Here is a 13,011-nt window from a genome sequence, read left to right as displayed (position 1 = left end):
ATGGTGAGATCTGGGGGTTTATCTTCGCTTCCTCATGCTTGCGGGGGAATCGGAAAGCATGGGTGGTTCGCGGGTGCGGTGCTGGGCAGCTTTGATCTCGCGACGTCGTGACCATCACCGGGCGGTCGGCCAACTGGCCCGGGTTCAGCCTTACTTCCGGTTCCTGGAGGAATAGACATGGCAAACATCCGTACCGCTCGCGCCTTCGCCGTTGTTGCCGCGTTGCCTCTCGCCGCAGTCCTCTTCAGTGGTGTGGCCCAGGCCGACAACGGCTCGTTCGCGAACGACGGATCGAACGCGGGCGTGGCCACGATCGGCGGAAGCGGGGTCGGTGGGGACAACTTCGGGAATTCGTCCACCTCGCAGCAGCAGGCCACCGGCTCCGGCGCTTCGAACCAGAGCAACTCCGCCCAGGTGAATGGCTCGGCGTTCACGGCGATCGACCAGTCCAGCCACGATGTGGCGGTGAACTTCACCCATCTCTGGTGAGCCGGTGCCTGTCGCGGTCCGGTCGGGGGGCCGGGCCGCGGTGGGGGGACGACGGCCTGCGTGCAGCCACTGCGGTGGCGGCACGCGGGCCGTTCGCTCTCCAGGGCGGGTGCCTGTCGCGGAGCGGAGCGGGGTGAGGTGAGGATCGGACTGGGGTGAGGGACGGGCCGGGGCGAGGATCGGACTGGGGTGAGGGACGGGCCGGGGTGAGGGTCGGGCCGGGTGGGGATCGGGCCGGGTGGGGGGCGGGTCGGGTGTGGAATCGGGTCGGGTCGGGCTGTCCGGCGCCTTGACAGTCGAGCGGAATCTGACGGACAGTCAGAAACCCTGATCCCCATGCCCGTTACCGGGAGGCAGCCGCCGTGCATCTGGCCCCGACCGAGCGCCAGCAGGAGCTGCGCGCCGAACTCCGCGCCTACTTTGGTGATGTGATGCCCAAGGGTGGTGGGCATGCCCCCGCCACCCAGGACCCGGACGCGCAGCGGCGGTTGCTGCGCCGTATCGGGGCCGACGGGATGCTCGGTCTCGGCTGGCCCGTCGAGTACGGGGGGCAGGGCCGCGGCGCGGACGAACAGTTCGTGTTCTTCGACGAGGCATACCGGGCCGGCGCCCCGGTGTCCATGGTTACCCTCAACACGGTCGGCCCCACGCTCATGAAGTACGGGACCGAGGCGCAGAAGGCGTACTTCCTGCCGCGCATCCTGGCCGGCGAGCTCGTCTTCGCCATCGGCTACAGCGAACCGGAGGCCGGTACCGACCTCGCCGCCCTGCGCACCAGGGCCGTACGCGACGGCGACTCCTGGGTCATCGACGGGCAGAAGATCTTCACCAGCAACGCGCAGAACGCGGACTGGATCTGGCTCGCCTGCCGTACGGATCCGGACGTGCCCAAGCACAAGGGCATCTCGATCGTGCTCGTACCGACGGACGCGCCCGGCTTCTCCTGGACGCCCATCGAGACGGTGGGCGGGCTGACCACGACCGCCACGTACTACGACGGCGTGCGGGTGCCCGCGACCTCGCTGGTCGGCGAGGAGGACGGCGGCTGGGGGCTGATCACCAACCAGCTGAACCATGAACGGGTGGCGCTCGCCGCGATCGGCATGCAGGCCGAGGACTTCTACGATGCGGCGCTCGCGTTCGCCCGCACCGCCGATCCCGTGACAGGGCGGCGGCCGGCCGACGAGCCGTGGGTCCGCTCGCGGCTGGCCGAGGCGCATGCCCGGCTGGCGGCGACGCGCCTGCTGAACTGGCGCCTGGTGGGGGACGTGGGAGCCGGAGCGCTGGCTCCCGGCGACGCGAGCGGCGTGAAGTTCGCGGGAACCGAGAGCGCCGTAGAGGTGTATCGAATGTGCCAGGAGATCACAGGAGACACCGGACTGATCCGGGGCGGTTCGCCCGGCGCCTTCGGGGACGGGGAGCTGGAGCGGATGAACAGGGCGGCGCAGATCAACACCTTCGGGGGCGGGGTGAGCGAGGTGCAGCGGGAGATCGTCGCGACGATGCGGCTCGGCATGAAAAGGGGGAAGCGGTGACGGCCGGGCAGGGCGGGCAGGACGAGTTGTACGAGCGGCTCAGGGCGTACGAGGGCCGGGCGGCGGCCACCTCGGGTGTCGGCAAGGACCTGGTCAACGAGCCGATGATCAGGCACTGGTGCGAGGCGGTGGGGGACACGCACCCCGCCTACACCGGGCCCGGCGCCGTCGCCCCGCCGACGATGCTCCAGGCGTGGACGATGGGCGGGCTGTCGGGGCACTCGGACCGCAGCGGCGCCTATGACGAACTGTTCGGCCTTCTCGACGGGGCCGGTTACACCTCCGTGGTCGCGACCGACTGCGAGCAGGAGTACCTGCGCCCCCTGCGGCCCGGGGACCGGATCACCTTCGACGCGGTGATCGAGGCGGTGTCGGAGCGCAAGACGACGAAGCTGGGGACGGGCTACTTCGTCACCACACGCATGGACGTCCGGGCGCAGGACGAACCCGCCGGGACGCACCGCTTCCGGATCCTCAAGTACCGGCCGGCGAAAGCGAAGCCAGGGCTGAAGTCGGGGCTGAAGCCGGGGCTGAAGCCAGTGCCGAATTCGGGGCTGCAGTCAGGGTCGAAGGCAAGGCTGAAGCCGGAGCCGATACCGATGGAGGAACCGGAGCGGAGGCTGCGGTCCAGGCCTGTGGTCAACCGGGACAACGCCGGGTTCTGGGAGGGCGTCGCCGCCCACCGGCTGCTGATCCAGCGCTGCACTGCCTGCGGCACCCTGCGCTTCCCCTGGCTGCCCGGATGCAACGCCTGCGGGTCGCCCGAGTGGGACACGGTGGAGGCATCGGGCGAGGGCACTGTCTTCAGCCATGTCGTCATGCACCACCCTCCCTTCCCCGCGTTCAGCGAGAACGGCGAGGGCGGACCCTACGCGGTGGCGCTGATCGAGCTCGCGGAGGGGGTCCGCATGGTCAGCAATGTCATCGGGGTGCCCTGCGACAAGGTACGGGCGGGTATGCCGGTGCGGCTGGAATTCCTGCGTACGGACCCCGAATTGGTGCTGCCGGTCTTCCGTGGAAGTGAGGGCTGACATGGATTTCACGCCGAGCGAGGAACAGGCCGCGGCGCAGGGCCTCGCCGCCCGGATCTTCGGCGATCTGGCGACGCATGACCGTCTGGTCGCGGCCGGCAGCGGTACGGACGCCGAGCTCTGGAAGGAACTCTGCGCGGCCGGACTGCCCGGCGCGGTCGAGGAGACCGGGCTGCTCGGACTCGTGCTGCTGGCGGAGGAACAGGGCCGCACGACCGCACAGGTGCCGTTCGTGGCGAGCTGTGTGTACGGGCTCCTCGCCGTCGCCGGGCACGGCACGGACGAGCAGCGCGGGCGCCTGCTGCCGCCGTTGCGGGACGGTACGGCGGTGGCGGCCGGGGCGTTCCCGGCCCGCGGCACGGTGCGGGCGGAGCCGGACAGCGGGCCGGGTGCCACCACGCAGGCGGCGACGGGTGGTCGGCTGAGCGGCAGCGTCGCGTTGGTGCCGTGGCTGCGGGACGCCACCCATGTCCTGGTCGCGGCCGCGGACCGGAGCCTGTGGATCGTACGGACCACGGACCCCGGGGTGGTGACCGAGCCCGTGGAGACCACCGCCCCGTGGTCGGCCGGACGGCTCGTGCTGGACGGGACACCCGCGGAGCGGCTCGGCGGAGCGGAGGCGTACGAAGAGGTGCTGGCCACCGCCCGGACGGCGTTCGCCGGAGTGCAGGCGGGCGTATGCGCGGGTTCACTGGCTCGCGCGGTCGAACACACCGGCGCGCGCGAGCAGTTCGGGCGCCCGCTGTCGACCAACCAGGCGGTGCTGCTGCGGGCCGCCGACGCGTACATGGACACCGAGGCGATACGCGTCACGGCGTACGAAGCGGCATGGCGGCACGACGAGGGACTGCCGTACGGGGCGCAGGCGCTCAACTCCGCATGGTGGGCGTCCGAGGCCGGAAGGCGGGTCGTCCACGCGGGCCAGCATCTGCACGGCGGCACCGGAGCCGACCTCGACCATCCCGTGCACCGCCACTTCCTCTGGGGGCGGCAGCTCGACGCCCATCTCGGCGGCAGCGGCGCGGTACTTCAGGAACTCGGCGAACTACTGGTGAAGGAGGGACCGGAGTGAAGACCGGCGAGGAACTGGCGCCACTGGAGATCGCGGTGACCCGCACCCTGATCGTGGCGGGCGCGATCGCCTCCCGCGACTACCAGGATGTGCACCACGACGCGGAGCTGGCACAGGAGAAGGGGTCCCCGGACATCTTCATGAACATCCTGACGACCAACGGCCTGGTCGGACGGTATGTCACCGACCACTTCGGGCCCTCGGCCGTGCTCAGGCGGGTCGCCATCAGGCTCGGCGCCCCCAACTATCCCGGCGACACCATGGTGCTGAGCGGCACGGTCACCTCGGTGGCCGACGACGGGACGGCCGAGGTGGCGGTCGTCGGCGTCAACGGGATCGGCAGGCATGTGACCGGCACGGTGACCGTAGGCGTTCCGGAGGGGTCCGCATGAGCGTCCGCAGGGCCGATTCGCTCGGTGGGAAGGCGGCGGTGGCCGGTATCGGGGCGACGGAGTTCTCCAAGGATTCCGGCCGCAGCGAACTCAAACTGGCCGTCGAAGCGGTGCACGCGGCGCTCGACGACGCGGGGCTCGCGCCCGCCGACGTCGATGGACTGGTCACCTTCACCATGGACACCAGCCCCGAGATCACCGTCGCGCAGGCGGCCGGCATCGGTGAGCTGTCGTTCTTCTCGCGCATCCACTACGGCGGCGGCGCGGCCTGCGCCACGGTCCAGCAGGCGGCGCTCGCCGTCGCCTGCGGGGTGGCCGACGTGGTCGTCTGCTACCGGGCGTTCAACGAGCGGTCGGGGCGCCGCTTCGGATCCGGGGTGCAGCAGCGGGAGCCCACGGCCGAGGGGACCGCGCTCGGCTGGAACCTGCCCTTCGGGCTGCTCACGCCCGCCTCCTGGGTGGCCATGGCGGCCCAGCGCTATCTGCACACGTACGGGCTGACGCCGGAGGCCTTCGGCCATGTCGCGGTCACCGACCGGCGCCATGCCGCCAACAACCCGGCGGCGTACTTCTACGGGAAGCCGATCACGCTCGCGGACCATGCCGCCTCCCGGTGGATCGTCGAACCCCTGCGGCTGCTCGACTGCTGTCAGGAGACGGACGGCGGGCAGGCGATCGTCGTCACCAGCGCGGAACGGGCCCGGGACCTGCGGCAGCCGCCCGCGGTGATCGTCGCGGCCGCTCAGGGTGCCGGGCGGGCGCAGGAGCAGATGACGAGCTTCTACCGCGACGATCTGACGGGGCTGCCGGAGATGGGAGTCGTCGCCCGCCAGCTGTGGCGCAACTCGGGCCTGGCCCCCGCCGACATCGACGTGGCGATCCTGTACGACCATTTCACCCCCTTCGTGCTGATGCAGCTTGAGGAGTTCGGCTTCTGCGGACCGGGTGAGGCCGCTGACTTCGTGGCCGCCGACGCGCTGCCCCTGAACACCCACGGCGGTCAGCTGGGGGAGGCCTATCTGCACGGGATGAACGGCATCGCTGAGGCGGTCCGGCAGATCCGCGGGACGTCGGTGAACCAGATACCCGGAGCGGCCACCTCCTTGGTCACGGCCGGCACGGGGGTGCCGACATCGGGCCTGGTGCTGGGCCGGGCGCGGTGAGCGCCGGGGCTAGTCCGGAGGGGGGACGGCCGTGGTCCGGTTCCGTGGCCTCGGGGACGACCCTGAGTACGGGAGGACGGCCCCTCCACCTACAGGAGGTGGAGGGGGCGCCGGCCCTACACCCTGAGGCGGACGTCGTTTCGGGACCTGGGGCCGATCCCCCCGGCGGTGCCCGCTCCTAGCGTGGAGTTATGACCACGCCAGTCTGCACGGGCGCCTCCAGGGGAGCCGCTGTCACCACCCCGGACGCGCAGCGCAGCCCGCACGCGCCGACGCACACCGGGCACCCGCCGCGCGGGCAGCACGCGTCGCCCGCCGCGCATCCACCGCGCCCGTCACTCGCTCCGTACGCCGTCCCGCGCACCCAGGCCGTCCCGCGCACCCAGGCCGTCCCGCGTCCCCAGGCTGCCGGGCACACCCAGGCCGCCTCACGCGCCCAAGCCGCCTCACGCACCCCGGCCGTCGCGCGATCGGCCTACGGTGCGCGTGCGCCGTACGTCCCGTACCCGTCGTTCACGTCCTTCGTGAAGGCCCGCGGACCGGTGCTGCTGCGTGCCGCCCGCTCGCTCACCGCGAACCCCAGCGATGCCGAGGACCTGCTGCAGACCGCGCTGACCAAGACATACGTCGCCTGGGAACGGATCGAGGACCACCGGGCGCTCGACGGCTATGTCCGCAGAGCCCTGCTGAACACCCGAACGTCGCAGTGGCGCAAACGCAAGGTCGACGAGTTCGCCTGCGACGAGCTGCCCGAGCAGGAGACCGTGCCCGGCCCCGACCCGGCCGAGCAGCAGACGCTGCACGACGCCATGTGGCGTGCCGTGCTGAAGCTTCCCGACCGCCAGCGGGCCATGGTCGTCCTGCGCTACTACGAGGACCTCAGCGAGGCCCAGACCGCCGAGGTGCTGGGGGTGTCCGTCGGCACGGTCAAGAGCGCCGTGTCCCGGGCGCTCGGCAAACTGCGCCAGGACCCGGAGCTGACACCCGTGCGGTGACCAGGTCCGGTGACCCCGTGCGGTGACCACGTCCGGTGGCACGGTCCGGTGATCCGTGCGGTGACCTCCGGCCGTGCCCGGCTGGTGTGAATTTGCCGGACGACACCGATTCGTTCCTTCTGGAGTAGTGACATACCGAGTGGTATGTGCGCAGAATCAGCGGAACCTTACTGCCGCGTAGCGCCCACCGGGAGGACGCCGTGCTCAGCACCATGCAGGACGTACCGCTGACTGTCACCCGCATCCTGACCCATGGGATGACCATCCACGGGAAGTCGCAGGTCACGACCTGGACCGGAGAGCCCGAGCCGCACCGGCGCAGCTTCGCCGAGATCGGCCGGCGGGCCACTCAGCTCGCCCACGCCCTGCACGACGAGCTCGGCATCGACGGGGACCAGAGGGTCGCAACCCTCATGTGGAACAACTCCGAACATGTGGAGGCGTACCTCGCCATCCCGTCGATGGGCGCCGTGCTCCACACCCTCAACCTCCGGCTCCCCGCCGAGCAGCTGGTCTGGGTCGTCAAGCACGCCGACGACAAGGTCGTCATCGTCAACGGCTCGCTGCTTCCGCTCCTCGCCCCGCTGCTTCCCCAGCTGACGTCGCTGGAGCACGTGGTCGTCGCGGGTCCCGGTGACCGCTCCGTCCTGGACGGTGCCACGGTGCGGGTGCACGAGTACGAGGAGCTGATCGCCGGCCGTCCCACCAGCTACGACTGGCCCGAGCTGGACGAACGCCAGGCCGCCGCCATGTGCTACACCTCCGGCACCACGGGGGACCCCAAGGGCGTCGTCTACTCCCACCGTTCGATCTACCTGCACTCCATGCAGGTCAACATGTCCGAGTCGATGGGCCTGACGGACAAGGACACCACCCTGGTGGTCGTCCCGCAGTTCCACGTCAACGCCTGGGGTCTGCCGCACGCCACGTTCATGTCCGGCGTCAACATGCTGATGCCGGACCGCTTCCTGCAGCCCGCCCCGCTCGCGGACATGATCGAGCGCGAGCGTCCGAGCCACGCCGCGGCCGTCCCCACCATCTGGCAGGGACTGCTGGCCGAGGTCACGGCCAACCCCCGCGACCTCACCTCGATGGCCAACGTCACCATCGGCGGCGCCGCCTGTCCGCCCTCCCTCATGGAGGCGTACGACAAGCTCGGCGTCCGCCTCTGCCACGCCTGGGGCATGACGGAGACCTCGCCGCTCGGCACCATGGCCAACCCGCCCGCCGGGCTGACCGAGGAGCAGGAGTGGCCCTACCGCATCACGCAGGGCCGCTTCCCGGCCGGCGTCGAGGCGCGGCTGGTCGGCCCGGCCGGCGAGCACCTGCCGTGGGACGGCGAGTCGGCCGGTGAGCTGGAGGTGCGCGGCGCCTGGATCGCCGGTGCGTACTACGGCGGCGCCGACGGCGAGGCGCTGCGGCCCGAGGACAAGTTCAGCGAGGACGGCTGGCTGAAGACCGGCGATGTCGGTGTGATCAGCGAGGACGGCTTCCTCACGCTCACTGACCGGGCCAAGGACGTCATCAAGTCCGGTGGTGAATGGATCTCCAGCGTCGAGCTGGAGAACGCGCTGATGGCGCACCCGGATGTGGCCGAGGCCGCGGTCGTGGCCGTCCCGGACGACAAGTGGGGCGAGCGCCCGCTCGCGACCGTCGTCCTCAAGGAGGGCGCCACCGCCGACTACGAGGCGCTGAAGGCGTTCCTCGCCGAGTCGGGCATCGCCAAGTGGCAGCTGCCGGAGCGCTGGTCGGTCATCGCGGCCGTACCGAAGACGAGCGTCGGGAAGTTCGACAAGAAGGTCATTCGCAAGCAGTACGCGGCGGGCGAGCTGGACATCACCCAGCTCTGAGCCGAGGGCCCGTCCGCGGGCCGTGGACATGACGAGGGCGGTACGGGATCACTCCCGTACCGCCCTCGTCATGTCCGTGATGCCGTCGCGGATCAGTTCGTGCCGATCTTCGCGAGCAGGTCGACGATGCGGGACTGCACCTCGTCGCTCGTCGAACGCTCGGCCAGGAAGAGGACGGTCTCGCCCGAGCTCAGCTTCGGCAGCTCCGAGCGGTTGATGTCGGCCGAGGTGTAGACGACCAGCGGAGTGCGGTTCAGCTGGCCGTTGGCGCGCAGCCAGTCGACGATCCCGGCGCGCCGGCGGCGTACCTGCATCAGGTCCATCACCACCAGGTTCGGCCGCATTCGGGTCGCGAGCGAGACCGCCTCGCTGTCCGTCGCGGCGCAGGCGACCTGCATGCCGCGCCGCTCCAGCGTCTGCGTCAGCGCGAGCGAGATCTCCTCGTGCTCCTCGATCAGCAGGACGCGGGGCGGATGCTGTTCGCTGTCGCGAGGGGCGAGTGCCTTCAGGAGTACGGCCGGGTCGGCACCGTACGCCGCGTCCCGCGAGGCCTGTCCCAGACCGGCGGTCACCAGGACCGGCACCTCGGCCGCCACCGCCGCCTGGCGCAGCGACTGCAGGGCCTTGCGGGTGATGGGGCCGGTCAGCGGGTCCACGAAGAGCGCGGCGGGGAACGCCGCGATCTGCGCGTCGACCTCCTCGCGCGAGTGCACGATCACCGGCCGGTAGCCGCGGTCGCTCAGCGCCTGCTGGGTGGAGACGTCCGGGGCCGGCCAGACGAGGAGCCGACGCGGGTTGTCCAGGGGCTCCGGGGGCAGTTCGTCGTCGACGGGCTGCGGGGAGGGGCGGTTGGCGACCTCGACGGCGCCACCGGGGCCGTCGAGCGGCTCCGGTCCCTCGGCTGCGCCCTCGTCGGGCGCCCCTATGGCGTACGCGCGTCCTTCGGCCGCCGGAGCGGCGAGCAACTGCCCCGAACCCTGGCCCTGCACAGTGCCGCTCGTGCCACCGGGTCCGGTCTGCGGGGCGGGTGGCTGCGGCGGGGCGACGGCCGGTGCGTTGGCCGCCGACGGCAGTGCGGTGCGCTCGCCCCGGTCGTCCTCGGGCGGTGCGGCGAGCTTGCGTCGCCTGCCTGCTCCGCCACCGCCGCCGAGTGTCTGGTTCTGCTGGTGGGCGATGTGCTGGGCGAACGGCACGCCCTGCCCCAGCGTCCGCACGCTGAACGCGCGCCCCTGCGTCGAGTCCGGTGAGCCGGGCATGGGTGCTTCGGCGGGCAGCGGCTGCCGCCGCGCGTCCGGACCGGGCGAGAGCCGCCGCGGACGGCTCCCGTCGTGGGCGGCCGGGTCCGGGGGGCCGACCGGGCCCGCAAGGCCGTCAGCGCCCTCGGGAGCGGTGCCACGGGCGTTCCCGGCCGTGGTCGTACCGGTGGTGTGCGTGGTCCGGCCGGAGGCGGCCGGGCGGGGCTCACCGTCGGGCCCTTCCTGGATGGCGGGGCCCTGGCCCGATACCTCGTCCGTTCCCCAGCCACCGGGCTGCGTGGGCGGCGAGGGCTGATCGGACGAACTGGCCGGCCCGCTCTGCTCGGGCAGACCGAACGACACGGCCTGCTCCTCCTGCGGTGACTGCGGACTCTGCGGTGACTGCAGTGACTGCGGGCTCTGCGGTGACTGCGGTGACTGCGGGCTCTGCGGCGCATCGGCGTGCCGGGCCCGGCGTCGCCCGGTCGGGACCGGGTGCGCCTGCGGCGGGGTGTGGTCGTGCTCCGGCGCGCCGGCCACCGCGTCATGGTGCCCGGAACCGGCCACCGCGTCATGGCGCCCGGACACCGCGTCATGGCGCTCGGGCAGTGAGGCGTCGGCCTCATCGGTGGTGGGCGTCGCCCGGTCGGCGGCGGCGGGCGGGAGCGCGAACGGGACGCGCGGGCCCGCCTCGGCCTGGGCGGCCCGGTCCTGGGCGGCCGACAGGGCACGACGGGCACGCCGGCCGGTCGGCTGCTGCGCGGGCGTACCCCCCGGCGCCTGGGCCTGCCCGGACGGAGCCTCTCCGTGCATCGGCTGCTCGTGCGTCGGCTGCCCGTGCGTCCGGGCGGTGTCGTCGTGGCCGGGGAAGTCCGCGGGACCCGCGACCTCCAGGGCGGTGCCGGCGTTCCCGGCGGCCGGCAGCGCCAGTTGGTTCTCACCGCCGCGGTGCGCCCGGTGTCCGCCCGCGGACACCGCCATCGGCGCCTCGGCCGGAACACCCTGCGGTACGCCTTGCGCCGGAACACCCTGCGGCGGAACGGTCTGACCGCGCTGCGGACGGCCACCGGCCCCCTGGGCACCCTCGGCGGCCGTCACCACGGACCCCTCCGAAGGTGCGGGCGCCGCGGCCGCGGGCAGCGCGAGGGCCTGCCCCGGCCCCTGCTGCCCGGCGCCGGCCAGGTCGCCGTTCTCCGCCGGACTGGGCCGGCCGCGCCTGCGCCCGGAGCCCCCGCTCTGCGGGGCCGGAGCGAGTTCGTGCGGGCCCGCCGCGTCGGGTGCGGCCGCATCGACGGACCCGGGAACGGGACCGGTCCCGGCCTCCCGGCGCGCACGCCGGCGCCCGGTCGGTTCGGCGGTCCCGGCAGCGGCCACCGCGGACTCGTCGGCCCCGAGCTCGCCGGTGCCGTCGGAGCCGCCCACCGGGCTCTCCAGGAAGGCATCCGTGGAGCCTCTGCGCGCCCGGCGCCGCCCCCTGCCGCCCTCGGTGACCGCGACATCGCCCGATGCCCCGGAATCGCCCTGGACCTCAGGGACCGGCGGAGCCACAGCCGCCTCGGGAGGCATCGGCGGCATCACGGTCCCCGAACCCGTGCCGAGCGGGACTTCGAGTACGTACGCGCTGCCGCTCATCCCCGGCATCTCATGGGTCTGGAGCACACCGCCGTGCGCCCGCACGATCCCGCGCACGATCGGCTCGTGCACCGGGTCTCCCCCGGCGAACGGTCCGCGTACCTCGATCCGTACGACGTCACCGCGCTGTGCCGCGGCGACGACGACCGTCGAGTCGACGTAGCCGCCGCCCGGCACCAGCCGGGCCTTGCCGGTCGAGTCGACCCCGGCGACGTCCGCGACCAGGTGCGCGAGCGCGGTCACCAGCCGTCCCGCGTCGACCTCGGCCTCGATCGGCGGCGCGTGCACGGCGAACTGGGCACGGCCCGGGCCGATCAGCTCGACGGCGGCGTCGATGCCGGCCGTGACCACGCCGTCGAGCAGCACGTTCGTCTTGACGAGCGCCTCGGAGCCGCCGTCCAGGCGCTGGTAGCTCAGCACGTTGTCGACGAGCGTCGTCATGCGCGCGTAGCCGGCGGCCAGGTGGTGCAGGATCTGGTTGGCCTCGGGCCACAGCTGGCCGGCCGGGTCGGCGGCGAGCGTGGACAGCTCGCCGCGCAGCTCCTGGAGCGGCCCGCGCAGCGACTCGCCGAGCACGGCGGTCAGCTGGGTGTGCCGGGCGGACAGGTCCACCAGCCGCTCGGCCTGCTCCTCCAGCTCGGAGGCGTAGCGCTCGGTGCGGTCCGCCAGCTCGGCGGCGTGCGCCTCCGTCAGCCCGGTGACCTCGGCGGCGTGGCGCTCGGTCAGGTCCGTGACCTCGGCGGCGTGGCTCGCGGTCAGCTCGGTGACCTCGGTCCTGCGCTTCTCGTCGAGCTCTTCGTACGGCCGGCGGTCGGTGAACGTCATGACGGCGCCGACGAGCTGGTCGCCGTCCCGCACGGGCGCGGTGGTCAGGTCGACGGGCACCTGCGCGCCGCTCTTGGACCACAGGACCTGCCCGCGCACCCGGTGCTTGCGCCCCGACTTGAGGGTGTCGGCCAGCGGCGACTCCTCGTACGGGAACGGCTCACCCTCGGCCCGTGAGTGCAGGATCAGCGGATGCAGCTCCTGGCCGCCCAGGTCGGTGGCACGGAAGCCGAGGATCTGTGCGGCGGCGGGATTGACCAGCACGACACGGCCGTCCGTGTCCGTGCCGACGACACCCTCGGACGCGGCCCGCAGGATCATCTCGGTCTGCCGCTGCGACCGGGCCAGCTCGGCCTCGGTGTCGACGGTGCCCGACAGGTCGCGCACGACGAGCATCAGCAGCTCGTCACCCGTATAGCTGCCGCTGTAGGAGCTCTGGACGTCCGTGTAAGCCGCCTGCCCGTCCTCCAGGCTGGCGCTCGTCACCTCGACGGGGTACTCGTTGCCGTCGGTACGCCGCGCGGTCATCCGCGTGGGCTTGGTCCGGCCCCGCTCGTCCGCAGCCTCCGGCCTCCGCATCGAACCCGGGATCAGCTTGGAGTCGAACTCCGGCAGCAGATCGAGCAGTCCGCGACCGACGAGCGCGGTGCCCGGCGTCTCGAACATTTCGAGGGCGATGGTGTTGGCGTTGACGACCGTACCGTTGCAGTTGACGAGCAGAAGCCCGTCCGGAAGGGCATCGAGTATGGCTGCGAGGCGAGCAGCGCCTCGGGATGGCCTGCTGCTCACGAC

8 protein-coding genes and 1 pseudogene are annotated in these 13,011 nt (G+C 72.3%); 8 read left to right on the top strand and 1 reads right to left on the bottom strand.

Going from position 1 to position 13,011, the window contains the following annotated elements:
• Positions 1–177 precede the first annotated feature (177 nt).
• The 8 genes and pseudogenes from OG912_RS16160 to OG912_RS16125 all read left to right on the top strand — a co-directional run bounded on the left by OG912_RS16160 (position 178) and on the right by OG912_RS16125 (position 8,527).
• Entirely contained in the window at positions 178–489 is a 312-nt protein-coding gene (locus OG912_RS16160; RefSeq protein ID WP_327709937.1) for a hypothetical protein, read from the top strand.
• 362 nt (positions 490–851) lie between these two features.
• The gene (locus OG912_RS16155) at positions 852–2,024 is read left to right on the top strand and encodes an acyl-CoA dehydrogenase family protein (RefSeq protein ID WP_327709936.1); all 1,173 of its coding nucleotides are present in this window, start codon (positions 852–854) and stop codon (positions 2,022–2,024) included.
• Positions 2,021–3,055 carry a bifunctional MaoC family dehydratase N-terminal/OB-fold nucleic acid binding domain-containing protein gene (locus OG912_RS16150; protein ID WP_327709935.1) on the top strand — a complete coding sequence of 345 codons (1,035 nt, stop codon included), beginning with the start codon at positions 2,021–2,023 and terminating at the stop codon, positions 3,053–3,055. Before OG912_RS16155 ends, OG912_RS16150 begins: the two co-directional genes overlap by 4 nt.
• 1 nt (position 3,056) lies before the next feature.
• A complete protein-coding gene (locus OG912_RS16145) occupies positions 3,057–4,127 on the top strand; it encodes an acyl-CoA dehydrogenase family protein (protein ID WP_327709934.1) in 1,071 nt (356 codons plus the stop codon).
• Entirely contained in the window at positions 4,124–4,519 is a 396-nt protein-coding gene (locus OG912_RS16140) for a MaoC family dehydratase (protein WP_327709933.1), read from the top strand. The genes OG912_RS16145 and OG912_RS16140 overlap by 4 nt, the downstream gene beginning before the upstream one ends.
• The gene (locus OG912_RS16135) at positions 4,516–5,682 is read left to right on the top strand and encodes a lipid-transfer protein (RefSeq protein ID WP_326737495.1); all 1,167 of its coding nucleotides are present in this window, start codon (positions 4,516–4,518) and stop codon (positions 5,680–5,682) included. The genes OG912_RS16140 and OG912_RS16135 overlap by 4 nt, the downstream gene beginning before the upstream one ends.
• Positions 5,683–6,149: 467 nt before the next feature.
• Positions 6,150–6,677 (top strand): annotated as a pseudogene (locus OG912_RS16130) (SigE family RNA polymerase sigma factor); the annotation flags it as partial.
• 200 nt (positions 6,678–6,877) lie between these two features.
• Entirely contained in the window at positions 6,878–8,527 is a 1,650-nt protein-coding gene (locus tag OG912_RS16125) for a long-chain fatty acid--CoA ligase (RefSeq protein ID WP_326737497.1), read from the top strand.
• 92 nt (positions 8,528–8,619) lie between these two features.
• Here the strand turns inward: OG912_RS16125 and OG912_RS16120 are convergent, their stop codons facing one another.
• Positions 8,620–13,008 carry a PAS domain-containing protein gene (locus OG912_RS16120; protein ID WP_327709932.1) on the bottom strand — a complete coding sequence of 1,463 codons (4,389 nt, stop codon included), beginning with the start codon at positions 13,006–13,008 and terminating at the stop codon, positions 8,620–8,622.
• Positions 13,009–13,011 lie beyond the last annotated feature (3 nt).

Source organism: Streptomyces sp. NBC_00464 (assembly GCF_036013915.1).
In the GTDB taxonomy this organism is placed as follows: domain Bacteria; phylum Actinomycetota; class Actinomycetes; order Streptomycetales; family Streptomycetaceae; genus Streptomyces.
This window is presented reverse-complemented; position numbering and strand designations above follow the sequence as displayed.

Excerpts from the sequence above, each read along its gene's own strand:
- OG912_RS16160 (WP_327709937.1), top strand. The coding sequence starts at position 178 with ATGGCAAACATCCGTACCGCTCGCGCCTTCGCCGTTGTTGCCGCGTTG.
- OG912_RS16145 (WP_327709934.1), top strand. The coding sequence starts at position 3,057 with ATGGATTTCACGCCGAGCGAGGAACAGGCCGCGGCGCAGGGCCTCGCC.
- OG912_RS16135 (WP_326737495.1), top strand. The coding sequence starts at position 4,516 with ATGAGCGTCCGCAGGGCCGATTCGCTCGGTGGGAAGGCGGCGGTGGCC.